32 protein-coding genes and 1 other annotated feature are annotated in these 26,504 nt (G+C 40.4%); of the genes, 23 read left to right on the top strand and 9 right to left on the bottom strand.

Going from position 1 to position 26,504, the window contains the following annotated elements; all coding sequences use genetic code 11:
- The first annotated feature begins 45 nt into the window (after nt 1-45).
- The 4 genes from I2483_RS08030 to I2483_RS08015 all read left to right on the top strand — a co-directional run bounded on the left by I2483_RS08030 (nt 46) and on the right by I2483_RS08015 (nt 2,690).
- Nucleotides 46-246 (top strand): PLDc N-terminal domain-containing protein, encoded by a 201-nt coding sequence (locus I2483_RS08030; protein ID WP_207175124.1) that lies wholly within the window; start codon nt 46-48, stop codon nt 244-246.
- Complete coding sequence (locus tag I2483_RS08025) at nt 243-1,142, top strand: ABC transporter ATP-binding protein (RefSeq protein WP_207175122.1); 900 nt, start codon at nt 243-245, stop codon at nt 1,140-1,142. The genes I2483_RS08030 and I2483_RS08025 overlap by 4 nt, the downstream gene beginning before the upstream one ends.
- The gene (locus I2483_RS08020; protein ID WP_207175120.1) at nt 1,142-1,924 is read left to right on the top strand and encodes an ABC transporter permease; all 783 of its coding nucleotides are present in this window, start codon (nt 1,142-1,144) and stop codon (nt 1,922-1,924) included. The genes I2483_RS08025 and I2483_RS08020 overlap by 1 nt, the downstream gene beginning before the upstream one ends.
- 61 nt (nt 1,925-1,985) lie before the next feature.
- A complete protein-coding gene (locus I2483_RS08015) occupies nt 1,986-2,690 on the top strand; it encodes a CBS domain-containing protein (RefSeq protein ID WP_207175118.1) in 705 nt (234 codons plus the stop codon).
- A 41-nt stretch (nt 2,691-2,731) separates the two neighbouring features.
- Here the strand turns inward: I2483_RS08015 and I2483_RS08010 are convergent, their stop codons facing one another.
- A complete protein-coding gene (locus I2483_RS08010) occupies nt 2,732-2,917 on the bottom strand; it encodes a hypothetical protein (protein ID WP_207175116.1) in 186 nt (61 codons plus the stop codon).
- Nucleotides 2,918-3,100: 183 nt separating this feature from the next.
- On the opposite strand from I2483_RS08010, the gene I2483_RS08005 reads away from it, so the two are divergent.
- Nucleotides 3,101-3,508 (top strand): PH domain-containing protein, encoded by a 408-nt coding sequence (locus I2483_RS08005; RefSeq protein WP_186668297.1) that lies wholly within the window; start codon nt 3,101-3,103, stop codon nt 3,506-3,508.
- 122 nt (nt 3,509-3,630) lie between these two features.
- Here I2483_RS08005 and I2483_RS19665 read toward each other — a convergent pair whose 3' ends face one another.
- Nucleotides 3,631-3,960 carry a hypothetical protein gene (locus I2483_RS19665; RefSeq protein ID WP_346267710.1) on the bottom strand — a complete coding sequence of 110 codons (330 nt, stop codon included), beginning with the start codon at nt 3,958-3,960 and terminating at the stop codon, nt 3,631-3,633.
- 271 nt (nt 3,961-4,231) lie between these two features.
- On the opposite strand from I2483_RS19665, the gene I2483_RS07990 reads away from it, so the two are divergent.
- The 4 genes from I2483_RS07990 (at nt 4,232) to tatC (ending at nt 6,893) form a co-directional block, all read left to right on the top strand.
- Entirely contained in the window at nt 4,232-4,453 is a 222-nt protein-coding gene (locus tag I2483_RS07990) for a hypothetical protein (RefSeq protein ID WP_207175114.1), read from the top strand.
- 103 nt (nt 4,454-4,556) lie between these two features.
- Nucleotides 4,557-5,588: a multifunctional transcriptional regulator/nicotinamide-nucleotide adenylyltransferase/ribosylnicotinamide kinase NadR gene (nadR, locus tag I2483_RS07985; protein ID WP_207175112.1), complete on the top strand. Its 1,032-nt coding sequence runs from the start codon at nt 4,557-4,559 to the stop codon at nt 5,586-5,588.
- A gap of 258 nt (nt 5,589-5,846) precedes the next feature.
- Nucleotides 5,847-6,047 carry a twin-arginine translocase TatA/TatE family subunit gene (tatA, locus tag I2483_RS07980; protein ID WP_207175110.1) on the top strand — a complete coding sequence of 67 codons (201 nt, stop codon included), beginning with the start codon at nt 5,847-5,849 and terminating at the stop codon, nt 6,045-6,047.
- A gap of 12 nt (nt 6,048-6,059) precedes the next feature.
- Nucleotides 6,060-6,893, top strand: coding sequence for a twin-arginine translocase subunit TatC (gene tatC, locus I2483_RS07975; protein WP_207175108.1), 834 nt, complete (start codon nt 6,060-6,062; stop codon nt 6,891-6,893).
- Between the two features lie 95 nt (nt 6,894-6,988).
- Here the strand turns inward: tatC and I2483_RS07970 are convergent, their stop codons facing one another.
- The gene (locus tag I2483_RS07970) at nt 6,989-7,135 is read right to left on the bottom strand and encodes a hypothetical protein (RefSeq protein WP_207175192.1); all 147 of its coding nucleotides are present in this window, start codon (nt 7,133-7,135) and stop codon (nt 6,989-6,991) included.
- 164 nt (nt 7,136-7,299) lie between these two features.
- On the opposite strand from I2483_RS07970, the gene I2483_RS07965 reads away from it, so the two are divergent.
- The 5 genes from I2483_RS07965 to I2483_RS07945 are packed head-to-tail and all read left to right on the top strand — an operon-like array spanning nt 7,300 to nt 12,134.
- Entirely contained in the window at nt 7,300-8,874 is a 1,575-nt protein-coding gene (locus tag I2483_RS07965; protein WP_218624900.1) for an ABC transporter substrate-binding protein, read from the top strand.
- Entirely contained in the window at nt 8,864-9,832 is a 969-nt protein-coding gene (locus I2483_RS07960) for an ABC transporter permease (RefSeq protein ID WP_207175106.1), read from the top strand. Before I2483_RS07965 ends, I2483_RS07960 begins: the two co-directional genes overlap by 11 nt.
- Complete coding sequence (locus tag I2483_RS07955) at nt 9,833-10,645, top strand: ABC transporter permease (protein ID WP_207175104.1); 813 nt, start codon at nt 9,833-9,835, stop codon at nt 10,643-10,645.
- Nucleotides 10,638-11,387, top strand: a complete 750-nt coding sequence (locus I2483_RS07950) for an ATP-binding cassette domain-containing protein (RefSeq protein ID WP_207175102.1) — start codon at nt 10,638-10,640, stop codon at nt 11,385-11,387. Before I2483_RS07955 ends, I2483_RS07950 begins: the two co-directional genes overlap by 8 nt.
- Before the next feature lie 18 nt (nt 11,388-11,405).
- Nucleotides 11,406-12,134, top strand: coding sequence for an ABC transporter ATP-binding protein (locus I2483_RS07945; protein WP_346267709.1), 729 nt, complete (start codon nt 11,406-11,408; stop codon nt 12,132-12,134).
- A gap of 136 nt (nt 12,135-12,270) precedes the next feature.
- Here the strand turns inward: I2483_RS07945 and I2483_RS07940 are convergent, their stop codons facing one another.
- Both I2483_RS07940 and I2483_RS07935 read right to left on the bottom strand, forming a co-directional pair.
- The gene (locus I2483_RS07940) at nt 12,271-13,668 is read right to left on the bottom strand and encodes an alkaline phosphatase (protein ID WP_207175098.1); all 1,398 of its coding nucleotides are present in this window, start codon (nt 13,666-13,668) and stop codon (nt 12,271-12,273) included.
- A gap of 179 nt (nt 13,669-13,847) precedes the next feature.
- Complete coding sequence (locus tag I2483_RS07935; RefSeq protein WP_207175183.1) at nt 13,848-15,080, bottom strand: MFS transporter; 1,233 nt, start codon at nt 15,078-15,080, stop codon at nt 13,848-13,850.
- A 71-nt stretch (nt 15,081-15,151) separates the two neighbouring features.
- Nucleotides 15,152-15,405 (bottom strand) — a binding site (T-box leader).
- Between the two features lie 174 nt (nt 15,406-15,579).
- Between I2483_RS07935 and I2483_RS07930 the strand changes: the two genes are divergently transcribed.
- Entirely contained in the window at nt 15,580-15,915 is a 336-nt protein-coding gene (locus I2483_RS07930) for a L,D-transpeptidase family protein (protein ID WP_207175181.1), read from the top strand.
- Nucleotides 15,916-16,133: 218 nt separating this feature from the next.
- Here the strand turns inward: I2483_RS07930 and I2483_RS07925 are convergent, their stop codons facing one another.
- Complete coding sequence (locus I2483_RS07925) at nt 16,134-17,576, bottom strand: MFS transporter (protein WP_207175096.1); 1,443 nt, start codon at nt 17,574-17,576, stop codon at nt 16,134-16,136.
- 605 nt (nt 17,577-18,181) lie between these two features.
- Here I2483_RS07925 and I2483_RS07920 point away from each other — a divergent pair.
- Nucleotides 18,182-18,709 carry a P-loop NTPase family protein gene (locus tag I2483_RS07920; RefSeq protein WP_207175094.1) on the top strand — a complete coding sequence of 176 codons (528 nt, stop codon included), beginning with the start codon at nt 18,182-18,184 and terminating at the stop codon, nt 18,707-18,709.
- Nucleotides 18,710-18,735: 26 nt separating this feature from the next.
- A complete protein-coding gene (locus I2483_RS07915) occupies nt 18,736-19,338 on the top strand; it encodes a hypothetical protein (RefSeq protein ID WP_207175092.1) in 603 nt (200 codons plus the stop codon).
- Between the two features lie 40 nt (nt 19,339-19,378).
- Here the strand turns inward: I2483_RS07915 and I2483_RS07910 are convergent, their stop codons facing one another.
- On the bottom strand, nt 19,379-19,711 hold the full coding sequence (locus I2483_RS07910) for a winged helix-turn-helix transcriptional regulator (RefSeq protein ID WP_207175090.1): 333 nt from the start codon (nt 19,709-19,711) through the stop codon (nt 19,379-19,381).
- Between the two features lie 114 nt (nt 19,712-19,825).
- On the opposite strand from I2483_RS07910, the gene I2483_RS07905 reads away from it, so the two are divergent.
- The 3 genes from I2483_RS07905 (at nt 19,826) to I2483_RS07895 (ending at nt 23,098) form a co-directional block, all read left to right on the top strand.
- Nucleotides 19,826-20,671 (top strand): VOC family protein, encoded by an 846-nt coding sequence (locus I2483_RS07905; protein WP_207175088.1) that lies wholly within the window; start codon nt 19,826-19,828, stop codon nt 20,669-20,671.
- A gap of 342 nt (nt 20,672-21,013) precedes the next feature.
- On the top strand, nt 21,014-22,093 hold the full coding sequence (locus tag I2483_RS07900) for an AI-2E family transporter (protein ID WP_207175086.1): 1,080 nt from the start codon (nt 21,014-21,016) through the stop codon (nt 22,091-22,093).
- A 123-nt stretch (nt 22,094-22,216) separates the two neighbouring features.
- Complete coding sequence (locus tag I2483_RS07895) at nt 22,217-23,098, top strand: DUF4349 domain-containing protein (protein WP_207175084.1); 882 nt, start codon at nt 22,217-22,219, stop codon at nt 23,096-23,098.
- Nucleotides 23,099-23,162: 64 nt separating this feature from the next.
- Here I2483_RS07895 and I2483_RS07890 read toward each other — a convergent pair whose 3' ends face one another.
- On the bottom strand, nt 23,163-23,492 hold the full coding sequence (locus I2483_RS07890; RefSeq protein WP_207175082.1) for a CHY zinc finger protein: 330 nt from the start codon (nt 23,490-23,492) through the stop codon (nt 23,163-23,165).
- Nucleotides 23,493-23,576: 84 nt separating this feature from the next.
- On the opposite strand from I2483_RS07890, the gene I2483_RS07885 reads away from it, so the two are divergent.
- Nucleotides 23,577-23,855, top strand: a complete 279-nt coding sequence (locus I2483_RS07885; protein ID WP_207175080.1) for a hypothetical protein — start codon at nt 23,577-23,579, stop codon at nt 23,853-23,855.
- 10 nt (nt 23,856-23,865) lie between these two features.
- On the opposite strand, the gene I2483_RS07880 is transcribed toward I2483_RS07885, so the two are convergent.
- Nucleotides 23,866-24,576 (bottom strand): hypothetical protein, encoded by a 711-nt coding sequence (locus I2483_RS07880; protein WP_207175078.1) that lies wholly within the window; start codon nt 24,574-24,576, stop codon nt 23,866-23,868.
- Nucleotides 24,577-24,682: 106 nt separating this feature from the next.
- Between I2483_RS07880 and I2483_RS07875 the strand changes: the two genes are divergently transcribed.
- On the top strand, nt 24,683-25,954 hold the full coding sequence (locus I2483_RS07875; RefSeq protein ID WP_207175076.1) for an acetyl-CoA hydrolase/transferase family protein: 1,272 nt from the start codon (nt 24,683-24,685) through the stop codon (nt 25,952-25,954).
- Nucleotides 25,955-26,076: 122 nt separating this feature from the next.
- Nucleotides 26,077-26,430 (top strand): rhodanese-like domain-containing protein, encoded by a 354-nt coding sequence (locus tag I2483_RS07870; protein ID WP_207175074.1) that lies wholly within the window; start codon nt 26,077-26,079, stop codon nt 26,428-26,430.
- The last annotated feature ends 74 nt before the right edge of the window (nt 26,431-26,504 follow it).

Raw genomic sequence — 26,504 nt, 5'->3', positions numbered from 1 at the left:
GGTATAGTAGATATACTAGTAACAAATAGAAAGGGTGTGAAGTTTATGTCAGAGCTCGCGAATCTTCCTTGGAATCTCATTATGCCGTTGATTGTACTTCAGTTCATTTTGATGATTGTTGCACTCGTTGATGTCATTCGCCATAAGCGGACGAACGGTCCATTTATCATGTGGATTTTCATCATCGTTCTAGGCAATTTGGTTGGATCAATTCTGTACTTCATCTTCGGGAGGCGGCAAGTATGACATTTTTGCTTCGAGTGGATAATTTGTCGAAGAAATATGCCGATAATAATGTAGTGGATGCTGTGTCGTTCGAGCTTGAAGAACATACAGCAACAGCTTTAATAGGGCCAAACGGAGCTGGGAAAACGACGACATTGTCTATGCTTGCGGGATTAGTTTCACCGACAAGCGGAGCGATACAATTTCAAGGGGATGCAAAACAGGATATCCGGTCGATTATTGGTTTTCTTCCACAATATCCGAAGTTTTTTCCTTGGCTATCTGCGCTTGAATTTACTGAAATGGCTGCGCGGCTAAGTGGGGTGGAGACAAAACAAGCAACAATGGATGCGAAAAAGACATTGGAATTTGTAGGCCTAGGCGATGCTGTGAACAAAAAGACGGGTACTTTTTCCGGGGGAATGAAACAGCGTCTAGGGCTTGCGCAAGCGATTGTCCATAAACCAAAACTGCTTCTACTCGATGAACCGGTATCTGCACTCGATCCAGTTGGACGTCGACAAGTTATGGATTTGTTGAAAGAGTTACAACAAAAAACAACAATTTTATATTCAACCCATATTTTGAATGATGCGGAAGAAATGACAGACCAGTTGCTGTTTTTACGGCAGGGAAAGCTTGTCGAACATGGTTCACTTGATGAAGTACGAACGCGCTATGCGGAGCCGCGAATAGTCATTGAATTTGAAGGAGAGCAAGAGTTGCGGCGATTTACGGAAGTGACTAAATGGCAAGTGACATCAAAAGGGTTGATTGTTTCAATTGACATCCGGTCGGAAAAGGTTGAAATGTCATCTGTCCTCTCCGTGTTAAGCGCCGGTAAGTTTTTAGTGCGAAAAGTTGAATGGCAGACGGCGAGCCTTGAAGACATCTTCATGAAAGTGGCGGTGGTCTGATGAATGGTCTTACCGTACTAGTGCAGAAAGAATGGCGTGAACATACACGGAATTTCAAAATGTTATGGATTCCGCTCGTCTTTATTATATTCGGTATAATGGAGCCTGTAACGAATCACTTTTTGCCTGAAATTATGAAAAGTGTCGGTAATATGCCGGAAGGAGCCGAATTCCTATGGCCGGAATTAAAAGGGGAAGAAATCTTTCTGTCATTGCTTGGGCAATACCAAACTATTGGGATTCTCGTTATTATTCTCGCTTTCATGGGGACAATTTCAGGAGAACGGAAAAATGGGACGGCAACGTTACTCTATGTTCGCCCGATGTCATTCCTAAACTACTTTTTGAGTAAATGGATTGTCGTTAATGGTATTGTACTTGGAAGCGTATGGCTCGGCTTTATGGCTGCTTGGTACTATATTGAAATCCTCTTTAACCATGTAGATGGGGGAGAAATATTCGCCTTTGTTGCAACGTATAGTTTATGGTTGGTCTTCGTTGTCACAGTTGTTTTATCACTAAGCGCATGGCTTCCGACCGGTGGTGCAGCAGGACTTGCGATTCTAATTACGCTGGTCTACCAGATTATAGATTCGCTTATCGGTACTTATTGGACAGTGTCACCGTGGAAAGTGTCGGTGTACGCATCCTATTGGTTAGAGGCAGATTCCGAACTGACAAATTTATGGATGAGCTCGGGTCTGACAGTAATACTAATCGGCATCTTAATCGTCTTCGGAGTAGTCATGTCGAAACGGAATGCCGCAAAAACGACAGTGTAAACAACCCTTTGTGGTATAATTCTTTCAAATTTGAATTATTCAGATTAGGGAGGAGCTTTGGATGACTGTGCGTAACTCAGATCGCTTCATCTTTGCATATAATCGTATTGAGAAATCTATGGAAAAAGTAAGTGGCTTGAGCAGCTTTATGCCTTTCCCGCGCTTGATTGATAAGTCTAAGCATTTGAATGCGGTTATCCAAAAATTTGAGCAGGATTTGCGGGAATGCGGTGATTTACGCAATGCAATCGTCCACAATCGGACTGGTATGGAGTATGCAATCGCTGAACCACATGAGGATATTGTGGAACTGATTGAATACATCGATCGAGAACTGTCAAAGCCCGTGACAGTGGCTGATTTGTTCCTACGAAAAGTCCATATATTACAAGCTACCGATACACTTGCTAGTGGATTGAATCTAATACGGGAAAAGAAGTTCAATCAGATACCTATTTATCAGGGAAATAAGTTCATTGGGCTTATTACAGCGACAGGTATTACGTATTGGCTTGCAGATAATATGACAGACGAAATAATTTCCCGGGAAATGCCGACACTTCTCGACATTTATTCCCACGAAAAACAAAAAAACACGTATCGATTTATAAGAATGGACTTATCTGTTTATGAAGCGGAGGAATACTTCAAAAAGTCTGTTGCTGAAGGAAAGCGTCTTGAGGCACTTCTAATTACGGAAAATGGGAGACCGGAAGAGAAGTTATTTGGAATCATTACACCGCTCGACCTGATGAAAATAGACTAAGAGTAGCGCCCATTCACAATAAGTGAATGGGCGCTACTGTTTTAGGATTTCGGGAAATCTTCTTTGCCTGATAAAGTGTTTTCTGTAATAGGACGTTGTTTCTCTGTTAATGCTTTCATTTTTAATTCTTCAAGTGGAATAGCATCGACAAATTTCATATCATCACTAATAACCTCGTCTATTGGAAGGTTTTTGGTGCCATTTGTGAATGGCTTCTTTTTAGTCAATTAAACCATCCTCCTTTACTGTACTACCGCTTATGATTGTCATAAATGATAAAATTATACCGAAAAAGAGATTTTAATATCATTTTCACCTGTACTTTTCTGTAAAAATATGACGAAAGTTGTATACGCAATTTTCAATCTACTATGTATAATAGTTATAATATAAATAGTGGGGGAGATGAAGTGATAAGAAAAGGACGTTTTGCTGTATGGCGAAATAAAGAGTTTGAACTAGTTTCCTATCAACGACAATACTACTTACAATCGAGTAATCCTTTAGACTTGGAGAATGGGTTTGTGGGGATAAGTGGATATAAACAGGTTTTCATTAAATCAGTCTCAGTCAGAGAATTGGAAGATGCATATGAAATCGTTCCGTATGCAATGATAGCAGGCCATCGATTCGCTGTGGAAGGATACAATGAAAATACTAGAAAGGTTGCACTTGTGACAAATAATCCTTTTGTTAAAGGGAAGATTGACGTGCATGCTTACGGAAAGTTTGAATATATAATCGAAATTCCGTTAGACGAGATTCAATTAGAGGAAGATCGGGTTCCGATACTAGGCTTTGAAGGCCTGTACACATAAAAAGGTAATCGTGTACGCCGAAATGACGGTGCACATGATTACCTTTTTATTGTTTCATTGACTGAAGGCTGTACTAGCTTAATTTCACTAGATGACTTACGTTTGGTGTAAATCTTACAATGTCACTTTTTGTTAGTAAACTTGTCTTTCAGTTCACCAAACTTATCCTGTGCTTGCCCTTTAAACTTGTCGACTTTGTCACTGTCCATCACTGTGCCAATTTTGTTTTTTACTTCACCAAACTTATCCTGCGCTTGCCCTTTTAGCTTGTCGACTTTGTCACTGTCCATTGCGGTGTCGATTTTATTTTTCACTTCGCCAAATTTATCCTGCGCTTGCCCTTTAAACTTGTCGACCTTGTCGTTATCCATTGCAGTGTCGAATTTCTCTTTTACTTCACCTTTTACTTTGTTTACAGCGCCTTTGAATTTGTCGGAAAAACTATTACTCACAATAAAACCCCCGTCTGGTTAATTATACAACTATATACCCGACATCGAATATAGTAAACGTTATTGGAAGTTCAGCAGGATTATTATCTTTTTAGCTATCGATTTTCCGTCTATAGGATTTGAAGGCGGTCAAATTATCTTCCGCGTCAATCGCAAAGTTGATAAATGCCGCAGTGTGAAATGAATTTCATCATTTAAGTAAGAAATCGTCAATAAGTGAGCATGATAGGAAAGGCACACTGTGAAAAATCGACTAAATGGAGGCGACGTTATGATTGAGAACTTTAATGTACGGAAAGAAATATTTGAAGATACGCAACACGAAACATTACATTTTGAGTTGACATTGGATGGGAAAGAGTACCAAGGTCATTATAAAGGCGATGAAGTGAACTGGTTTCAAATGCAACCCGATCAGGAAAGTCATGCAATGGAGCTTGAAGATCTGGAAGCTGAAGTGAAGAAACGTATTAGAGAATGGGAAGAGAAATGAATCAGAAGTAATTCGGAGGCCGCCTATCACTAGGTGGTTTTCTTTTTTTGCAAGACCTTGTAGTATTGGACTCATAAGAAAGCATTTTTGGGAGGCAGGAAAGATGACATCGAAACGTAAAATTGGGATGTACGGCGGGAAGTTTTTACCGGTACATTTAGGGCATGTGAATGCAATGGTGATGGCGTCAACAATCGTCGACGAATTACATGTCGTTGTTTCCTATGATGAAGAATATGAGAAGAAGATTTTCGAAGGGACGGGAATGAAACCTATTTCTGCGGTTCAACGACTTCGTTGGTGGAGTGAAATTACGGCTGATTTGGATCATGTATTTGTACATAGTGTGGAAGAAAAGCAAACAGGGAAATTTGAAGACTGGATGGCAGGTGCAAAAGCGATTAAAGCGTCTGTAGGGAAAGAAATCGATACGGTCTTCAGTTCTGAAAGTAGTTATAACGAATACTTTACTGAGCTGTATCCAGACGCTGAACATATCTTGCTTGATAATGATCGGGAGCTATTTGATATTTCGACGACATTGATTAGGGAGGAAGGACCTTACGTTCATTGGCATATGATTCCCCAAGAAGTTCGTCCCTATTTTGTGAAAAAGGTTGCCATAATTGGGACGGAGAGTAGTGGGAAGTCAACGCTCGTTCGAAATCTAGCGCGTGTGTACAATACTTCGTATGTTGAGGAATACGGTCGTACATATTATAACAAATTCAAAGATTCGATGTCGATCACGCTAGAAAGCGATTACCATGAAATTGCGTTTGAGCATAAATACCATGAACGTATGCAAACACGAACGGCAAATAAAGTTCTTTTTATCGACACCGAAGCGATTGTTACGCAGTATTACTCGGAGCTGTATGTCGGAAAAAGATTGGATATTTTAACTGAAGTGGCAAAGTTACAGGAGTACGATTTACATATATATTTGGAGCCAGATGTGGCGTGGGTGAACGATGGTATGCGTGTTCATGGGGGGCAATCCATTCGAGAAGAAAATAGCTGTAAGTTGAAGCAGATGTTTGATGAAGCCGGTGTTGACTATGTCATTGTTAAAGGGAATTATGAAGAGCGATTTGAAAGATGCAAGGCATTGGTAAAAGCGATTATGAAGTAAATGGAGGGGGGCTACCTGTGTATAGTAGCCTCTTTTGTTATGTAGAAATTAAGTTAATCAAAAAAATGGCTCGTATTGTATGAAGGTTAGATAGAACTGCCATACTTTATGCTAGGACTTGATTATATTGACGGCAGTCATACAGAGGAGGATATAGGATGGCGGAAAATATAAATGACTTATCGGGCTGCGGAAGGGATTGTTAAATACAGTAAAGCGGGCGGATCACTTGCAGAAAAATGAAGGGAGCCTTATGCAATGAGTTTAGCGAGTATTGGCGTACCTGGCCTGATTATCATCCTTGTTATTGTTTTAATTTTGTTCGGACCGAAAAAGTTACCTGAAGTGGGAGCTGCTGTAGGGAAGACACTTGCTGAGTTTAAAAAGTCAGCGAAAGACATTATGGAAGATGAAGAACCAGTAGCCCCAAAGGAAATAAAGAAACCGGACCAACTATAAGCAGGTGAAAGTATGGAACCATATGGAGATCACAGTCGTAAAGTTGTAAGTCCGCTTGATAAAGTTCAAGTCGAAAATTTGAAGATTGTTACACCAGCCACAACAGAAATAACTCGGGATGACAAGGTCACGGAAAGCAATTTTGAAGCTGATCCCTCCCTTGTTGATCATCTTACTGACCTAAGAAAACAGCTCGTCAAAAGCGCAGCTGTTTTCCTTTTCTTCCTAATCGCTGTATTTTCGAGTATCAATCTATGGTTCCCGTATATTACCCGCGGACATCAACTGATCATACTTGGACCACTTGAAGTCGTGAAGTTTTACATGTCGATTTCAACAGCACTAGCATTCGGGTTGTCAATCCCTTTCCTTTGTCATTTTCTATGGCAGTTCGTAAAACCAGGGCTAAATGAAAGGGAAGGCAGATTTCTTAGTCTATACTCGCCTGTCATGTTACTGCTATTTCTATTAGGCGTGTCATTCGGCTACTTTATCGTAAATCCCCTCAGTTATAAGTTTCTCGTTTCGCTAGGTGCCGTGAATTTTAACGTAATGGTATCGGCGCAAGAATATATCAGCTTTTTACTCATGACTACGATGCCAATTGGAATATTATTCGAGTTACCGATAGTTGCGTTGTTTTTGGCGGCAATCGGGTTGCTTACCGCAGAGTCAATGAAAAAAGTACGGAAATGGTCGTATCTTGCTATCGCAGTTGGTTCGGCTTTGATTACACCACCGGATTTCGTAAGCCAGCTCATTGTGCTTATTCCGATGGTAATTCTCTATGAAGCCAGTATCTACATCGTTCTGTATACGGAGCGTAGAAATGCTGTCGTAAACTAACTCAGCGATTGATACTTTTGCATAAAAACGGCAACCCGTTTATGGGTTGCCGTTTTTATGCAAAAGTCTTTTCGCTTAATCGTTTTAAAACGAGTTTACGAATTGCCTTGCGATTTGTTTTTCATGGGGAGTGTACCTGTGAACGATTCAACCTGTTTCATCAGCTTGTCCCTAGCGCCTTTATTTCTCATTAAATACGCTGCACCGAGTCCAAGTGCTGCCATGGCCATTTTGTTCATCAATTAATCACCCTCCTTATTTATTTGTTCATGATAATATGCCCGAGTTGTAGGATATTAACCGAAAAATCTATTTGAAGATTGTTCCAATCGGCGTCCGGTTAGACATTGAACAACCATCTCATTATAATTAGGTAGTATGAATTACATTTTATTGGGAGGCTCTTATGTTTAAAAAGAAAATGAATTTATTCCTTATTTTTATTGCAATTTTACTCGTTATTTCGGGATGTGGAAGTAAAGGGAAAGACACTTCAAAAACAAATGAAAATCGACTCGTCTATGCGTCGGAAGCTGAATTTGAAGGACTTAATCCGCTGTTGGAGGAAACGAACCTGGATGCGCTATTATTTCGCGGTCTGATGCGGTTCGATGACAACAATGAACCAGTTACGGATATTGCAGATTCGTATGAAGTATCAACGGATAAGTTAACGTATACGTTTGTTTTAAAAGATACGATTAAGTTTCATGATGGTGAACCACTTACTGCTGACGATGTTGTTTTTACTATTGAAAGCATTCTCGACGATAACAATGCGTCATTCTTAAAAGAAGATTTCACTGAAGTTGATTCGATTAAGAAAGTAGACGACTATAAGCTTGAACTAAAACTTAAACGACCTTTTACACCAATATTTGATAAACTGACAGCTCCAATTCTTCCAAAGCATGCATTTGAAGGCGTTGACATGAGGACAGCTGAATTCAACAGTCATCCAATTGGTGCGGGTCCATACATGTTTGACAAGTGGGATCGTGGCAACAGTTTAACATTAAAAGCATTTAATGATTTCCATGGAACAATACCTTCTATTGAAAAAGTGATTTTTAAATTCATTCCGGATAGCAATGTCCGTGCATTGCAACTTAAATCTGGGGAAGTTGATATTGCATTACTCGATCCTGTACAGGTTGAAGAGTTAGAAAAGGAAAAAAATATTAAGATTTACGATATTGAATCTGCAGATTACCGCGGAATTCTTTATAACATGACTAAAGATTTATGGAAAGACGTTGATGTGAGGCGCGCATTTAGCTATGCAACGGACCGCGCTCAGATTGTCAAAGGCATTTTGAAAGGATACGGAACAGAAGCGTATTCACCCCTTCAAAAACATGCGTTCAACAATGAAAATGTAGAGAAGTATGCATACGACGTTGAAAAAGCGAAAGAGCTTCTAGACGACGCAGGCTGGAAAGAAGAAAAAGACGGTTTCCGTTATAAAAATGATGAAAAATTGGCGTTTACGATTACCGCACCTGTATCAGATGCAGTTCGGGTAAATATGGCGAACTATGTTGCCGAAGGTTTCAAGAAAATCGGTGCGGATGTCAAGGTAGACGCGCTTGACTGGAGTGCCATTACGATTGAAGATGCAGAAGCATTCATGATTGGATGGGGTAGCCCATACGATGCGGATCATCATACGCATATCCTGTTCCATACAGATCAGTCGAGTTTAACGAGCTCAGGTTATAACTTTGGGAGCTATTCAAATGCCAAAGTGGATGAGCTACTCGAAAAAGGTCGTCTTACGACGGATCCTGAAGAACGAAAAGCGATTTATATGGAGTTCCAAGCTGAGCTCGCGGAGGACCCTGCATTTGACTTTATCGCGTACGAAGATGCGGTTTACGGCATTAATAAAAATCTAAGCGGTGTCAAAGAACGGATACTTGGCCACCACGGATCTGGTTTCCTCTGGAATGTTGAGGAGTGGACGTGGAATGACCGTTAAATGGATTGGGAAGCGAATGATGATGGGGATAATTGTCCTCCTCATCGTAAGCTTCCTCTCTTTTTTCATCATGCATTCAGCTCCCGGTGATCCGGCAGCGGCTTTTTACGGAGGAAATGCTCAAACATTGAACGCGGCTGAAAAAGAACGAATCAGCCGTGTTTTTTCGCTTGACCGACCTGTTATTGCGCAGTATGGTACGTGGTTAGCGGAGACAGTGAAAGGGAATTTAGGCGTTTCGTATAAGGAAGGGAGGCCCGTATCGACCATTCTTATGGAACGGTTGCCAAATACATTACTGCTTTTCGGCGTGACGCTCTTTTTTATTAGTATAGGTTCAATCTGGCTTGGAACGGTAGCGGGAATGAAGGAAGGATCTCTGTGGGATAAAGGATTATCGACGGTCAGTATTGTGACGTCTTCAATTCCGGCATTTTGGCTCGGTATATTATTTATTTCATTTTTTGCAGTAAAGCTTGGCGTCCTTCCGTCATCTGGAACGGGGGATATCGGTGGTGAAGGCGGATTTGTGGATAAACTGCGTTATCTACTCATGCCTGCAGCTGTTATTATCTTGACCCACGTCGGGATTTACGCGCGTTTTCTCCAAGAAAGCATAAAAGTGGAAAGTCGCAACTACTATGTAACGGTAGCACGTGCCAATGGTGTAGCGGAGCAAGTCATTCGAAAAGGGATTTTGCGCAACGCATCGATTCCTTATTTGAATTATATCGGAATGACCATTCCTTCATTTGTGGGTGGGTCGATTATCGTGGAATCGCTCTTTTCATGGTCGGGACTTGGACAACTAACCGTAAAAGCAGTTGTTACAAAAGATTTCCCATTGTTAATGGGTGGTATTTTACTAACGGGTTTGATTGTCGTCGTAAGCCTTTTCGTTATTGACCTCATTACATATTCATTGAATCCGAGGCTACGGAAAGGGGATGTGCGATAAATGAAATCACAAAAAGCAATGATCTTTTGGTGCATCATCCTCAGTATTATCGTACTTATGACTATTTTTGCAAGCTTCCTTTCCTCGTATGAACCAAATGACATGAATCTCGATGAAGTATACAGCTCTCCCGGCGGAGGCCATCTGTTAGGAACGGACCATCTTGGGCGCGATGTCTTTTCACGTCTATTAGAAGGTGGTAAAGTGACGCTGACCGTTGCAAGTGTGTCTGTACTAGTATCACTTGTTATTGGCGTACTATACGGCGGAATTAGTGGCTATGTCGGAGGACTCGTTGATACTGTTATGATGCGATTTTTAGAAGCACTCATTACAATCCCTTCGCTTATTATCATCTTAGCATTTCAAGCATTCATGCAAGGCGGGATGTGGAGTATGGCGCTTATTATTGGCGTTACGGGTTGGCTGGTTACCGCACGTATCGTCCGCTCTGAATTTATCCGATTGAAGGATGCAGAGTTTGTGAAAATGGCAACAATGTTTGGGACACCGATGTGGAACATTATTTTTGGGCATATGCTTCGCAATAGTATTCCCGCTATTTTCGTTGTTACATTGTTCAATTTTGCAGGAGCTATATTCATCGAAGTGTCGCTTAGTTTTCTAGGGATTGGTGTACCACCAGCGATTCCATCATGGGGCAATATGCTGTACTACGCGCAAAATGATATCCTAATTGGCGCTTGGTGGATTGGAGTGTTCCCCGGAATAATGATTTTCATTACAATTCTTGCGATTAACTTTATTGGGGAAGCATTGAAAAATCCGGAACGGAGGCGTTTAGATGCTTAGTGTACGTCAATTATCAATTGATATTGATGGAAAATCGATTGTGCATAATAGTTCGTTTTCTGTTCCACTTGGAAAAATTACTTCAATTATTGGCGAAAGCGGCAGTGGAAAAAGTATGACGGTTTCCGCGCTTCTTGGGATATTGCCACCAGGAGCGAAAGCGACTGGACAGGCTTTATTTAGCGACAAAAACTTACTTACCGTTTCGGATAAAGAAATGATGGAAATCCGAAAAACACATTTATTTACAATTTTCCAAGATGCAGCGAATAGCTTTAACCCCTCTGTGAAGATGAGGCACCAGCTTTTTGAGTTTTCGGGAAGAAAAATGGGCGATATGATTGAAGAATTTCGATTGAAGATGGAAGGCATTTTGGTTGATCTTGGCCTTGCGTCGGAAATCATGGAACAGTACCCATTCGAATTATCTGGCGGCATGTTGCAGCGATGCATGATTGCATGTGCCTTGTATATGGAACCGACCCTTTTAATTGCAGATGAACCCACTTCCGCACTCGATATGGTGCTACAAAAGGAGTTCATTGGACTATTGAAGCGATTGAATGAGCAGCATGGAACAACAATTCTTCTAATTACGCACGACTTGGATCTCGTCGCAGAAGCGGCACAGGACATGGTTGTTATGCGTCATGGCGAAGTTGTTGAGACTGGCAGTGTGGCAGAGGTATTTGATTGTCCTAAGCATCCTTACACGAAGCTGTTGCTGGATAGCAGGTTCTAAAAGAACGGAGGTGTGACGGTGTTAGCGGTAGAAAATATATCGAAAAATTATAGTAGTGGCAGTAAAGTGAAAGCAGTCCTTCGTGCAATCAGTCTGACAGTTGGAGAAGGTGAAATCGTTGGGCTCGTCGGGGAAAGTGGAAGCGGAAAAAGTACGCTGACACGTGTAATTATGCAACTTGAAGCGACTGATGAGGGGACGATTTTATTTAATGGTTCGCCCGTCACGAAGCAGTCAAGAAAAGCATTTTACAAAGAGTGTCAACTCATTTTTCAAAACGCGTCGGCTGCCCTCAATCCATCATGGACTGTACGTGAGATTTTGATGGAACCGCTTCGTAAGAGTAAAGGGGACCGGGATGCTCACATTTGTCGAATGCTCAGCAAGGTGAAGTTAACGGAAGCCCATTTACATAGACGCCCTTCCGAACTGAGCGGTGGAGAAAGACAACGTGTTAATTTGCTCAGATCAATTCTTGTTGAACCTAAACTACTCGTATGTGACGAAATTATTTCCAGTCTCGATCGATTGATTCAAAAAGAGATTATTGATTTACTTATAGAACTTAATCGTGAAACTGGCATGGCCTTACTCTTCATTGCGCATGATCTACAAGCTGTTGCGTATATGTGTGACCGGGTATATGTGATGAATGATGGCGGAATTGTCGATGAAAGTGTAAAGGTGGAAGGGAAATTCGACTTTACACACCCGTATTCGACAAGACTTTTTGGGGCAGAACTTTGAAAAGGATAAAGGGTAGTTGGTTAATGGAGTAATTTTATTTTATTAATAAAGAGTTCGGGAATAAATCACTCGGGCTTTTTTTGTATGAAGAAATAAACCCGTTGCTTCATTAGGAAGCAACGGGTTCTAGCTATGATTACTTATTTTTGTCCGCATCTAAAATGTTAAATATAATTTGTGCATGGTCTGTATTATCGAGTAACCCGGCAAAACGATCTTTGGATGGACCGAAAGCATACACAGGTACGTCTTCACCGGTATGTCCACCAGTTGTCCAACCTGTATAAGAACGCTTGTCAAAAATTGTTTTGATTGCGTTATTGATAGCACTCGCTTTTTCACCAGCAGCTTTTACAGATTCGATCTCAACTTCTGTCAGTGGTAATAACTCTTGATCAATATAGTTTTTTAAGGTTTTCTCGACATCTGCACCATTGGCAATTTCATCTGCCATAAAGGAAGGCGTCCGTTTTGCGGCTTTGATTGTATCGCTGAGCCAGTTATAATTGCCATCTGCTCCTATAGAAAATCCGCCTGTAGAATGGTCAGCGGTTGCTACGACTAGCGTATGCTTATCTTTTTTCGCAAATTCAATAGCTGCTATAAATGCTTTTTCAAAGTCTTCCATTTCACTCATTGCACCAACAATGTCATTATCGTGGCCAGCCCAGTCGATTTGGCTTCCTTCAACCATAAGGAAGAAACCATTGTCATTTTTACTTAAGCGATCGATTGCTGCAGTAGTCATCTCTTCAAGTGATGGAATAGCATCTGAACGATCTATCATTTTGGGAAGACCGCCAGTAGCAAACAATCCAAGAATTTGATCGTTAGTATCCTTTAACAGTTCATCTTTAGTGGTTACATAGCTAAATCCATCTTTTTTAAAGGATTCCGTGAGGTTGATATCTGAGCGTTCAAAGTTTGATTTTCCTCCGCCAAGAAGGACGTCGATTTTATGCTTACCATTGATTAATTCATTGTAATAATCATCGGCAATAGCATCCATATTCTTACGGTTTTCATTGTGAGCACCAAATGCAGCAGGCGTTGCATGTGTAATTTCCGAGGTAGCAACTAACCCAGTCGACTTGCCAGTTTCTTTTGCAGCCTCTAAAACAGTTTTCACGTTAGATTTGTTTTTATCTACAGCAATTGCTGCATTATATGTTTTTACGCCGGCAGACATTGCAGTTGCCGCTGAAGCTGAATCTGTTATTGTTTGTTCTGGATCGTCGGGATAAGTCATTTGTTGACCGACAAGGTACTTGTCAAACGCTGTTTTTTCAACAAAGGGCGTAGTTGGATCATCTTTCAAGTAACGATAAGCTGAGGTGTAGGAAACGCCCATTCCATCGCCAACGAGGAAAATGACATTTTTAATTTTAGCATTGTTGTCGGTTCTAGCTTCATTCGCCTGAACGCTTGGATTAGCGTTTATACTAACCAAACTTGTAACTAGAACCGTGGAGAGAACTGCGATCGGAATAACCTTTTTAAAAAACTTCTTATTCAACAATGTAAAACCTCCCATTTATTTCTACTAACAAAGGTAACTATAAGCGAGAAATGTTAATCTAGCATGAATGGCATGTAAATTTATGTTAATAGTATGTGAAGAATTGAAAAGGTTATTCGGCAATCGATCTTGCACAATAGAATGGGAATATCCAACAGTTGTGAGAATAAAGGGTCTTAATCCCAAGACTATGTTCAATCTACGGAGGCAGTCGAATAAAGTTTTGCCTTTGAAGGGCGGATGTTAAAGATGAACAGTGTCATGGATATCACCAACATCACAAAAGTACCTACAATGACAACATACTGAATAGAAATGAGTTGAGCTGCCATGCCAGCTATGATCGTTGCAAGTATGATTAAAACGGCTTCAATTAATCCATAAATACTTGCAATTCTGCCCATCACTTCGACAGGGATATTGTTTTGATAAAAGGTATGAAAACCTGTATTAGCAAAGGCGAGAGAAAATGAAAGAATGAAAAATCCAATAGCTGCCATGAAAAAGATAGTGGAAAAAGCGTAAACAATATAGCCGACAGAAACGAATAGGGAACCTAAACCAATTAACAAAGAAGTGGATGATTTAGTAGCTATCATCGCATTAACAATAGCGCCCATTACAATGCCAGCTCCAGCTATGCTGACTAAAAAACCATATTCACTATCCGTTAAAGAAAGGACCTCTTTAGAAAACGCAACTTCAAGTGAATCAATGGCTGTTGCCATGACCATTACACAGCCAAAAAGAAAGTAAATGAACATTATATAGGCGTAGCGTCGACTAAAACTTAACACAACAGTCCAATCTTTTTTCACTACTTCAAAAGATAATTTTTCATCCGCACTATTTACCCGTATGTGTTTTTCGAGGTTGGGCATCATCGTAGTGACCAATCCTGATAACAATAAAGCAACTGCGTTCATGTAGATGGCAAAAATGGGTGTGCCGATGATAAATAACAATCCCGCTATGGCTGGACCAATTAGAAAACCTCCAGAATCGATTAAACTACGTAATGAATTAAACCGTTTTCTATCCTTAGGTGGAATTAGTTTTGTAATATAAGTCATAGATGTCGGCTCAAACATAGAGCTTGCTATATTAATCAAAAAAACAACTAGATAGATCGACCAAAGTGAAGAAAGAAAAGGTAAGATAGCGATAAATACCGCACGAAACAAGTCAAGAGTGACCATTAAATTACGCTTATTTAACCGGTCTATGACGCTACCCGACCAAAAATTTGTACATAACGTAGCCAAAGGTTTAAGAATATAAAGGGCCGCCACTGCAAGCGGAGAGCCTGTCATCTCAAGGATAATCAAATTAAGCGCAATTAAATAAATCCAGGCACCCACATTGGATATGCCAATTCCAGCTAACAACATCGAAGGATACTTCCAAGATTCTACTACGTTCCCAATCCTCATTTGATTTTCCTCCCCTATCATTCGCTTTTTGACAATAAAAAAATCCCACCCCCAAGACCTTAAGTCTTGAGGACGAGATTGTATCAATCGTGGTGCCACCCCAGTTTATTACGATGTTTCCATCGTAACCTTTTCAGGTACGGCAAATAGATGCGCATACCCTGGCTCTATAACAGGAGCTCCTGTCACTCCATCCCCATTGTTGGTTCCGAAGTGATGCTCAGAGACTTGTTTCGATAACACATTCTTACTCCTTTTCAGCAACCGGAGCTTTCTGCAAAGAATGAATGTTAGCTACTCTTCTCTTCAACGCGTTTGATTTTTAAAGATAATAGCATTTGTGGTGTGAATTGTAAATAGAAAATTCAATTTGATGGACAGTAATGATATATGAGCAAGATTTGGAATCTGAAATTAAGTCATTCTAAGCCCTGCTAACTGGAGCATACCCTCATACAATAGGTTAACTATATTTATGTATGGAGGCGATCTTATCAATCTTTGGATCGATATATCCACACGGAAACATCGATTAAAACTTTACGATGATTATCACGTAATTAAAATATATCCAATTGCAGTAGGGAGAATTGTTACATCAACGCCGATGGGGACATACAGAATCATTAATAAACAAAGCAATCCTGGTGGGCCATTCGGGGCATTTTGGATGGGATTATCAAAACGCCATTATGGGATACACGGAACAAATAACCCTTCCTCTATCGGTAAAAATGTGTCACATGGATGTATTCGAATGCATAATGAAGATGTTTTAGAATTAGCTTCGATGATCCCGATTGGAACCACTGTTTATATTCATAGATAAAACGCTGACTTCCTTGTGTAAATTGAGTTTCATTTGCTTGATGGGAACGAATCGAATTTATTATCTTATGAGGTGGTTGACCACAGTCGCCAAAACAATACTGAAAAAACCGAGACAATCACAATTGTTTCAACAATTATTAAAACAGCCTAAAATCGGTTATCGATTTTAGGCTGTTTGTGTTTAGTTTGATTTGAGAGAGTGAAAAAAGATTCCCATTACATTCTTCTGCTATTATTAACGGGATTTGTAAATCTTTTTTCACTTTGACTGACTGCGTGTTTGACTAGACCTTGCTTCGTTTTAGGAACTAAGAACATGATCGCCATGAACGCTAGTACTGCGAAAATGACGTTAGTAATAATGCCTGCAGAAGCTGCCTTTTCAATATTGCCCGACATAGTCATAGTGCCGTACACAGTGGCAGATATGGCAACCCCAAAGGAACTGCCAAGAGAGCTCGCCATTTTGTAAATACCCGATGCTGAACCGACTTTATCTTCCGGTGCACTCGATACGGCGGTGTCCGTGGATGGCGTTGCATAGACCCCGAGTCCAACACCGAACAGGATGAATCCAATAAAGACAACGATGATATAAGCCGTGTCCGGTAAAAACGTCAAAGCCATTAACCCGATGCCGATTGCCGCCAAGATAGAGCCAACCATCATTGGCAATCTAGCGCCGGTTCGTTGCAGTACTTTTTCGCCGACACGGATCATGACAAGGACTGCCACTAAATAGCCAATCGATAGCATACCTGATTGAAACGCCGTGAAGCCTCTTCCGACTTGCACATATGTATTCGCTACAACGAGCGTACCAGCTACCGCGTTCAATAAGAAGTTGGAGATGGTAGCACCTGTATAGGGTTTATTTTTAAATAAATTAAAATCGATCAAAGCATGTAATTTTCCTGTTTCTATTTTGATGAAGAACAGCATGCCGGCTAGCGTAGCGGCAATTAAACAGAGTGTGAGTGGACTTGTCCAACCAAAATCTGCACCGCGCGTGATGACAATGTTTAATGCAATCATTGTTAAAACAAATACGATTAATCCAGTAAAATCGAAACGGGAAGAACCTTGCTGTTTCACTTTACTTTCAGGTGTATCTTTAAGCAAGATCATCGCAAAGACGGCAAACACAATTGAAAAAACAAAAATCCATCTCCAGCCCATAGAAGTTGCGATAGCCCCTCCCGCAAATGAACAAACACCTGAACCACCCCAAGAACCGATAGACCAATAGCTAAGTGCACGCTGTCTTTCAGCCCCTTCGTAGTAGGTTCTCATCAAGGCAATCGTTGCTGGCATAATACAGGCAGCTGATAATCCTTGGATGATCCGTCCGATAATTAACAGGGCGGCCCCATTCGTAAATACGAGGCATAGTGAACCAATGATACTTAAGATGAGTCCAAAATAGGTCATTTTCTTACGTCCGATTTTATCGGCAAGTCCGCCAGCTGCCACGACGAAAATACCCGAGAATAAAGCGGTCAAACTGATTGAGATATTAAGTACACCCAGTGAAATACCTAAATCAGATTGAATTGCTGGAATGACATTTACCATGGATTGCGCAAAAAGCCAAAACGTTATGACACCGAATACAATTCCTGTAATCATCTTATTCGTACCTTGATAGCTTTTATCCATGATCTTCCTCCTTAAATAGAAAGCGGCTTTCGTGAAAGTCTTTTTTCGTCTATCGAAATTTTATATTGCCCTACTTTAGCATAGTGAAGCGATGGGGTGAAGGAGATCAACGCGGTTTTTCTATTTTAAAATGATTGCCAATTATGCGAATAAAGATGGACGTCATTTTTTTCAAACCCTTGATAGTCGTTTAACATAAGGAAAACAAAGATAATCCCTCAATGGATATTGCAAGTTTCAAAAAATGAGAATGGGTAAAATAATTCGAAATGTGGACACAATTATATCTTAGTTTAATTAAATTGCGTTGATAATCAAAGTGAATCAAGTTCATTATTCGGTTTTCCACGAGTAAATACGAACAATATATTTTATTTTATATAGTTTTAGTGACTTAACTAGAATATATCCTATCATTCGTTAAAATTCAATAACTATTGTTCGCCTTTTAAGGGAGTATGTGAATTCGGAAAAGTTTGACTAGTTATAGCGTATAATGATTTTGAGGAGCTGGAAATACATATTTTGAATCTTTTAGTCATGGTGGCGAGCCTATATGGAGGAAAGGATTCACCAACTTCCAGACAATGAGGAGGAGCTGCGGAATGAATAAAATTATGATCATTGGAGTGTCAGCTGGTGCTGGAAAATCAACATTTGCGCGTCGATTGGGCGAATTGACTGGCATCGAAGTAACGCATTTAGATTGTTTGTATTGGAAACCGAATTGGGTGGAAGCCCCGCCTGAAGAATTTACAGCAGCCCAGCGACAAGTTGTCCAAAATGATCAGTGGGTTATTGAGGGGAATTATACGGGGACATTCACTATTCGAGAGCCACATGCAGACACCATTATTTATTTGGAGCTCCCACTCCAAGTCTGTTTGTATCGTGTGTTGAAGCGGAGAATACAATTCCACGGGAAAACAAGGAATGATATCGGTGAAGGGTGTAAAGAGAAACTCGATAAAGCGTTTCTGAAGTTCATTGTGTCGACATTTGGAGCACGGAAAAAGAAAATGATGGAGCGAATGCAGCGTTATGCACAGGAAGGGAAGACTGTTCATTATTTGAAAACATCCGCGCAGATAGAGGGATTTTTAGAGACGTATAATAGGGGGGATCTGCTATAAAATGGTTAGAGTTGTCGGATAATCGGGTGCGAGTAGAACTTGCCAATAAGAAAGACGATTTGGACTTTACAATTCGAGAACTTGCTCCTTCGGATAAAAAGTATTCTATTCTGAGTCAATTTTTTTTGGCATTGGGAGCGCGAGATATGAATGGTGTCACTTCGTTATTCTTGCTTGATCATGAAATGACGGAACAATCATTAAGAGAAGTGATTGCACATTTTGACAATAGAAAAGTTATTATGCAGGCGGGCTTACCAGTTGAAGTGATGCTCAGTCAACCAAGCAGTGAATCGCTTGCCGTTATTCGTTCGCAAAGTTTAAATCCAATTATAAAAAGTCTTTTTGAAGCGAATTACAACGATTGTGAATGGAGACCACAAGAACGTTATACAGTGATTCCAGACTACATAGAGAAATATGAAAGTGAAGAGTTTGACGAGGTGTTGGCTTATTTAAGAAGCGTTTCAAAAATCGCAAAGACTACTCTTCGTTTAGATAATTGGATGTTAGAGGATTCACTAAAAGATTCATTTGCCATTCGATACTTTGCACATAAGTGCAGTTATGTTTATTTGTGGATAGATATAACCGGAAGAATTACCATGATTGAATTAGATCTAGCATAATGTGAATAAATAAAGCCGATTGCTTAAGATGCAATCGGCTTTATTTAACATTTGAAACAGGTTCGGAAGCAATCCATACTTTCGACCAATTCTCAATTTCTTTCATAATCGGTGTTAGCGACATTCCTTTTTCGGTTAATGAATATTCGATTCGTACGGGTGTTTCTGGGTAAACGTGGCGAATGACAAAACCTTGCTGATCAAGGTCCTTTAATCGCTCTGATAGTGTTTTTCCACTGACACCGAGTTTGTCGGTCATTGTGCAAAAGCGCTGCGGTCCTGCCATTAATTGATACAAAATAAGGGCGGTCCAACGTTGGCTTAGGATAGATACAGCTTTTTCGAAACGTGGACAAAGTTCAAATTCGTTCATATGTCTGTCGGCTCCTTTCGCCGGAATGTTAATGTGTTGACAACATTCATTGTAACATATAAAGTTAGTTACATAAAGTAAGTAACTTACTAATTAGGTATAGGAGGAATACAAATGAACTTTCATAAAGCACCATATACGTATACGGGGGAAGTACATCTTAACGTTTTAGACTTGAATAGAGCTGTTAAATTCTATAAAGAGGTAATTGGATTTAAAGTACTTGTGGAAGCTGCAGATAAAGTAGTACTGACAGCGGACGGGAAGACACCACTACTTATTATCGAACAACCGGAAAATGTCACGCCGAAAGAGGCGCATAAATCTGGACTGTATCATTTCGCATTGTTGTTGCCGACGAGAGCTGATTTAGGAGCAATCATTAAGCATTTCATACAACACAATGTACGAATTGGAGCTTCAGATCATCTTGTGAGCGAGGCACTTTATTTGTCAGATCCAGATGGCAATGGGATTGAAATTTATATAGATCGTGACCCTGGTGTTTGGAGTTGGAACAATGGAAAAGTTGCAATGAGTACGGATCCGCTGGATGGAGAAAGTATTGTTGCGGAAAGCGCGGGCCGGACGTGGGAGGGACTTCCTGTTGGGACGGTTATGGGCCATGTTCATTTACACGTAGCCAACTTGCCTGAAACGGAAACATTCTATAATGCACTCGGCTTCGAAGTCGTCACTAACTATCCGCAAGCATTGTTCATGTCTAATGGGAAATACCATCACCATATTGGCTTGAATACGTGGAATGGTGAAGGCGTGTCACGTCCTACTGCTGGCAGTGTCGGACTCCAATCGTATACGCTTATATATCCGAATGAGACTGTATTGAAAGAAGCGATTACGAAAGTGGAAGCATTAGATGGGAAAGTGGAATTGGACGGCAGTGGATTTATGACGGAAGACCCTTCTGGTAATCGAATTAGTCTTCGGGTTGGTTGATTTAGTTCATCAGTTGAATGTGAAATGGGCTGTCCGAATTGGGCAGTCTTTTTGAATTGTGTTTAACTTTAGTGTTTTGGGTAGTATGGTAAGTAGTTTATGAGGTAATTAATCCTGGAATTACACAGTTGCAATTAGAATTGTAAAGTTGAAATTAAAAGGTAGAAGTTGCAATTAGAATCTTAAAGTTGAAATTAAAACGCGACACCTATGCAATGGGGATATCCCACTTTTCCTACTTCAACTATAAATTTTGAAACTTCCTTCGACGCCATCCGTATAACAACGTATACTTAACGATAAGGATACATAAATAGGCAGTTTTGAAAAGGAGTGAACAATGTGACGAAAAAGTTATGGTTTCAAGTAGGTGTTGGGATACTGCTTGCTATGCTAATTATTAAATACTTTATGGAGATTCAAGGAATCTTTTCGCCTTTAGTCATCATTGCAAAGGCAATATTCATACCATTATTACTTGGCGGCGTTCTATATTATATTACGGAGCCGGTTCAACGTTTTCTGGAAAAGCGTAAAGTACCAAGATGGGGAAGCATTCTTTCGGTTATAGCAATTCTTGTAGCAGTCGCTTGGATATTCGTAGCGATTATTGCTCCTCCAGTAACAAAACAAATTAATAACTTAGTCGATAATACACCTATTATCGCCCAAGAAATAAATGACATGACATACTCATTGCTTCAACAAAAAAGTGATTTACCCCAAAAACTTGAAGATTCGATTGATAGCGCGGTTGAATCACTTCAATCTATAGCGGTGAATTTTGGGAAATGGATTGTTCAATTTTTACAAGCCCTCTTTCAAGCGATGTTCCTGCTTATATTAGTCCCGTTTTTCTTCATTTTTATCCTGAAAGATCACGAAAAGTTTGCACCGTTCATATACAATTTCTTTTCGGGAAAACGTCGGGAATGGGTCAAAAAGACCTTACATGATATCGATACGGTACTCCGTTCTTATATCCAAGGGCAGTTGTTAATCAGTTTTCTATTAGCAATTCTGTTGTTTGCGGGTTATATGATTATTGGATTGGAGTATGCATTATTATTAGCCATTTTTGGATTGTTCATGAACCTCATTCCTTTCATCGGTCCATGGATTTCAGCTGTTCCTGCAATCATCATCGGTTTCATACAGGATCCGAAGATTGGTATTTTTGCTGCAGTCGTAATGGTTATTGCTCAGCAAGTTGAAAGTAATCTTATTACACCAAATGTCATGGGGAAAACACTGGATATTCATCCGCTTACAGTCATTACCGTTATATTGGCAGCAGGTAATATTGGGGGTTTTCTTGGCATTATCGTTGCTGTTCCGGCGTATGCAGTTGGTAAAGCAATTGTGAAAAACATCTATGCCACGCGGCGAGAAATTAAAAATGCTGCAACGAAAACGGTTTAAAAATGAAATAGAAGACTGAAAAACGCTAGATGAGTCTAGCGTTTTTTTTGTACCACTATATTGGAAAATGTAACCTTTTCCGGATTAATCCGTCTCATTGATTAAATAGATAGGGGAGATTCGATGAAGAGCAAAGTGGTTTTGGCTCTACTATTATCAGGCTTACTTGTACTACTGGCATCTTGCAGTTCAAGTGACTCATCAAAGGAGGATAGTCAGACAGAGAGCTCATCAACTTCACATGACATGGTAGTAACCGAGCAAGAGAATAAAGACAAAACAGAAGAGTTAGCCAATGAACAATCTGAAGTAATCCCGACAAATAGAAAAATTATTCACAGAGCAGAATTGCAACTCAATGTGAAAAACCTTGAAAAGACTCAGCTTACAATAGAGGAAAAGGTGAGCGAATATGGAGGCTATATCGTTGAATCGAATGTGCATCGTGAAAGCGAGGAAAGTATAAGTGCACGGCTCACGGTTCGAATTCCGGAGAAGCATTTTCAAACATTTTTAACGGATGCTGAAGGGGAAGCGGCTGAAGTATTGACTCGCAATGTGACGGGGGAAGATGTCACCGAACAATATATTGATCTAGAGTCCAGGGTGAAATCTAAACGAACAGTAGAGGAAAGGTTACTCGCGTTTATGGGCAAGGCGGAAAAAACAGAGGATTTATTGAAAATATCGTCTGATTTATCGAAGGTTCAAGAAGAAATTGAATTAATTGTAGGTAAGATAAAGTATCTAGAAAATCAAACGTCTTTTTCTACTATTGAAATTGCGATGTATGAAAATCGTGTTATTGTTCCAGGAGTAGACGGTAAAAGATTAGATACATGGGAAAAAACAAAAAAACAGCTTGCTACAAGTATGAATTTTATCTTTGCGGCAGGTTCGGGATTGATTGTACTGTTCATCGGAAACTTGCCAGTACTCTTACTTCTATTACTCGTTGGGGTAGGAATTTATTTTATTTTTAAAAGAACTAGAAAACCTAAATAAAAGTCGGTGACAATCACCGTGAAACAAAAAGGAGCGCATTCCGAATTGGAGAATGCGCTCCTGTTCACGTCTCAAAATAGTAATGCCGATGTAACCTGCATCCGGGGTTAAACAGAGCTGAACATGCTGGGCACCTCGATCGACACGCCAAGTATTCCGAAATAGTTAGTTCATAACCACAAGCTCCGCACATAACCGCTTTTTCATCGAACTTTCCAGCGGGCCAAACGTCAGGACTGCCACAACCGTTTTCTTCATGACATTCATAGCATGGATAGTAGGTGTCACAACAATAGAACTTTATCGCAATCCGGTCGATTTCGGAATGATAATGTGCACAGCGCGTTTCTTCATCAAGAACTTTACCTCGAACTGTTTTGCCTTTGACTTGCATGTTCGATTCCCGCCCTTCATATTCAAAAAGTGTATTGAATCGTATGTGTTGTGGCAAAGCTAATGTAAAAAAAGGATTGATTTCATGTGGAATGAGTTTCCGACTATCCATACAAACGTCTGGGATGCTTTTTGGGCGATACCTGCTATTCTTCTAGGAATATTCCTGTTGAAAGTTTTATTCAAGCTCCCTGAAAGTTGGTTTTCAACAGTGGCAACAATTATTGGACTTATTTTGTCTATTTTTATCAGCCATCCAGGTAACTTGCCAGCAGGTATTTTTATGGGCTTTTTCTATGGCGGCGCAGCCAGTGGAACGATTTATTCGATGAAGGTCTGGTATATGAACCATCGAAAGAAATGAAACAAGCTTGTCATTTCAATGGGCAAAATCCACACTGCATAAGACCGGGTACATCCTTCGAGAAACAGCAGGTGGTCCGGACTTCAGTATTCAAAAGTGCGGACGGCTCGCATCCTTTTAAGTAGGTGGCAAATAAAGAACGAGGTGCGATTCCTTCCCAAAGAGCATCGTCATTCAACATGTTGAGGTCCGCGCGTGCTTCTATTGAGGTGCCTGGGTTCGCCAAAAGAACATGGTACTGCCAAAGGAGAAAACCGAAAATGTTTTCCCATAACGTCAAGGGAGAAATAGATGTGACGGTACGGATTTGTCGGATGACAGCAGCGCATTCATCCTTCAGAATCCGCTTGATGACGTCGCGCCGTTCCGCGTCCTCTACATATCGCCAATCCTTCGCAGATGCAAACGTACTAACTGCCAGTTTCCCGTATTCTTCTTTTGCACCAAAATGAAGCTGTTCATTGTTTCCGTCCCAAACTTCATCGTAGGCCGCCAGGTTATAAAATTGCATTGCGGTAAACATACCGAAACGGCGCATGAAATACGATGCTGCTACAGTTCGGTTGGGGCTTCCGCTCACTACTTGGACGACATTTAGTAGATCTTCTGTCTTTTCACTGTCCAGTAGCATTTTTAATGTAAATAAATTTCGTTCTGGAGCATCTACATAAATGCTGTACATATTAAGTTGTCTGAGCTGATCCGTGGTTAAGTTTGTCATAAATTGATTATAGCGTTCTTACTAGTCAATCATCAAGTTGAGCGAGCGCTCGGTCTACTGTATACTAATTGAATAGACGGACTTTTATAGGAGTGAAAAAACCAACGTGGAAAAACGATTGAGTGCACAACAGTTTATTGATTTGATTGACAAAGAGGCAGATATTATTATCCCGATTGCCAATGGGGAACCTCATCGTCTGCTGGATATATTGGAAGAGAATCATTTGAAATTACAGAACGTTAGAATCCATCAAATGCTTGCTCTTCGGGAGCGGGATTATATAAACGGTAAAATGAAAGGTAATCTTTCACATGTCTCTTACTTTTTAAGTGGCGCAACGCGTAGGGCTTATCAAGAAGGAAACACAGAATTAGTCCCGAACGTTTTCCATGAAATCCCACGCATGTTAAAGAAAATTACGAACATGTCGTTGATCATGACAGTTGTGTCACCAATGGATGAACACGGTTATTTTTCATTGGGCACACAGGCGGACTATATTTCCGAGTTCATCGGTCATGTTCCATTTGTTTTAGAAGTGAATAATCATATGCCGCGCACATACGGTGAAAACCAAATCCATATTAGCCAAATAGCGGGCTACATTGAAAACGATGTGCCTTTATCAGAAGAAAAGCCTCCATTAATCGGCGACAAAGATCTTAAAATCGCTGAATTTGTAACGAATGTTATTGAAAATGGGGATTCACTCCAAATTGGTATAGGTGCCATCCCGAATGCCGTTATGAGCATGCTGAAAGATCACCGTCACCTAGGTATCCATACTGAAATGCTGACAGACGGAATCGTTGATCTCGTAAAAGCAGGAGCTGTCGATGGGACAAAGAAGTTCACACATAAAGGGAAGATTGTAGCAACATTTGCATTTGGATCACAGCGTTTGTACGATTTCATCCATGAAAATCCTGCTGTTGAATTTTTACCGGTAAGTATGGTGAATGATCCGCGTGAGATTGCGAAAGAAGAAAGAATTGTGTCCATCAATGCGACAACAGAGGTTGACCTTTATGGACAATGTGCTTCCGAAACAATTGGAGGACGCTATTATTCGTCAACCGGTGGACAAGCAGACTTTGCACGCGGGGCACGTTTTGCGAAGCGTGGTAAAGGTTTTATTTGCATGTATTCGACAGTGAAAAACGACACGATTTCACGCATTAAACTGCAATTGTCGCTAGGTTCTGTCGTAACGACGTCGAAAAATGACGTCGACAATATCGTCACTGAATACGGCATCGCTAGTCTGTATGGCAAGTCGTTGTCTGAACGTGCAAAAGCGCTCATAGATATTGCCCATCCGGCATTCCGGGAAGAATTAGTGTTTGATGCGAAGAAAAATGGCATACTATATTGACATCGAAACAGCGTTCCTTACGAGGAGCGCTGTTTTTATGTTCGGAACAAATTGATTGCGCCTTTATACCCCGTGTGGTATATTTCGAATTAAGATCTAAAGAAGAATGGGAGTGGGACTTTATGGAGTGGCTATTTATATTACTAATCGTCGGATTTATTGCTTGGCGCATGATGCCGGCTAAAGGTGTTCGTTCTGTTTCGACAGGGGACTTGAAAGGAATGTTGAAAAATAAATCAGTACAGTTCATCGACGTTCGGACGCCTGGCGAATATAAAGGACGACATATTAAAGAGTTTAAAAATGTTCCGTTGAACACATTGAAATCACAGTTGGCTAGCCTGGACAAATCGAAAGAAACCGTTGTTATTTGTCAAAGTGGCATGCGAAGCGGACAAGCAGCGAAAATATTGAAGAAAGAAAAGTTTACGGACGTTTTGAACGTTACAGGCGGCATGAGTGCTTGGCGCGGATAATGAAAATCGGGAAAATCCATGGGGAATGTTGCTCTCATGGATTTTTTTGTAGAAAAGAATAGATTATGCCCGTT

The sequence above is a fragment of the Sporosarcina sp. E16_3 genome (assembly GCF_017347125.1).
Taxonomy (GTDB): domain Bacteria; phylum Bacillota; class Bacilli; order Bacillales_A; family Planococcaceae; genus Sporosarcina.
This window is presented reverse-complemented; position numbering and strand designations above follow the sequence as displayed.

Coding starts and splice junctions, on each gene's coding strand:
- I2483_RS07940 (WP_207175098.1), bottom strand. CDS start 13,668: ATGGGAGGTTTTACATTGTTGAATAAGAAGTTTTTTAAAAAGGTTATT.
- I2483_RS07895 (WP_207175084.1), top strand. CDS start 22,217: ATGAAGAGCAAAGTGGTTTTGGCTCTACTATTATCAGGCTTACTTGTA.
- I2483_RS07910 (WP_207175090.1), bottom strand. CDS start 19,711: ATGAACGAATTTGAACTTTGTCCACGTTTCGAAAAAGCTGTATCTATC.
- nadR (WP_207175112.1), top strand. CDS start 4,557: ATGACATCGAAACGTAAAATTGGGATGTACGGCGGGAAGTTTTTACCG.
- I2483_RS07885 (WP_207175080.1), top strand. CDS start 23,577: ATGTGGAATGAGTTTCCGACTATCCATACAAACGTCTGGGATGCTTTT.
- I2483_RS07920 (WP_207175094.1), top strand. CDS start 18,182: ATGAATAAAATTATGATCATTGGAGTGTCAGCTGGTGCTGGAAAATCA.
- I2483_RS08030 (WP_207175124.1), top strand. CDS start 46: ATGTCAGAGCTCGCGAATCTTCCTTGGAATCTCATTATGCCGTTGATT.
- I2483_RS08015 (WP_207175118.1), top strand. CDS start 1,986: ATGACTGTGCGTAACTCAGATCGCTTCATCTTTGCATATAATCGTATT.
- I2483_RS07880 (WP_207175078.1), bottom strand. CDS start 24,576: ATGACAAACTTAACCACGGATCAGCTCAGACAACTTAATATGTACAGC.
- I2483_RS07960 (WP_207175106.1), top strand. CDS start 8,864: ATGACCGTTAAATGGATTGGGAAGCGAATGATGATGGGGATAATTGTC.
- I2483_RS07965 (WP_218624900.1), top strand. CDS start 7,300: ATGTTTAAAAAGAAAATGAATTTATTCCTTATTTTTATTGCAATTTTA.
- I2483_RS08020 (WP_207175120.1), top strand. CDS start 1,142: ATGAATGGTCTTACCGTACTAGTGCAGAAAGAATGGCGTGAACATACA.
- I2483_RS08025 (WP_207175122.1), top strand. CDS start 243: ATGACATTTTTGCTTCGAGTGGATAATTTGTCGAAGAAATATGCCGAT.
- tatA (WP_207175110.1), top strand. CDS start 5,847: ATGAGTTTAGCGAGTATTGGCGTACCTGGCCTGATTATCATCCTTGTT.
- I2483_RS07950 (WP_207175102.1), top strand. CDS start 10,638: ATGCTTAGTGTACGTCAATTATCAATTGATATTGATGGAAAATCGATT.
- I2483_RS07890 (WP_207175082.1), bottom strand. CDS start 23,492: ATGCAAGTCAAAGGCAAAACAGTTCGAGGTAAAGTTCTTGATGAAGAA.
- I2483_RS07870 (WP_207175074.1), top strand. CDS start 26,077: ATGGAGTGGCTATTTATATTACTAATCGTCGGATTTATTGCTTGGCGC.
- I2483_RS07905 (WP_207175088.1), top strand. CDS start 19,826: ATGAACTTTCATAAAGCACCATATACGTATACGGGGGAAGTACATCTT.
- I2483_RS07990 (WP_207175114.1), top strand. CDS start 4,232: ATGATTGAGAACTTTAATGTACGGAAAGAAATATTTGAAGATACGCAA.
- tatC (WP_207175108.1), top strand. CDS start 6,060: ATGGAACCATATGGAGATCACAGTCGTAAAGTTGTAAGTCCGCTTGAT.
- I2483_RS07955 (WP_207175104.1), top strand. CDS start 9,833: ATGAAATCACAAAAAGCAATGATCTTTTGGTGCATCATCCTCAGTATT.
- I2483_RS07925 (WP_207175096.1), bottom strand. CDS start 17,576: ATGGATAAAAGCTATCAAGGTACGAATAAGATGATTACAGGAATTGTA.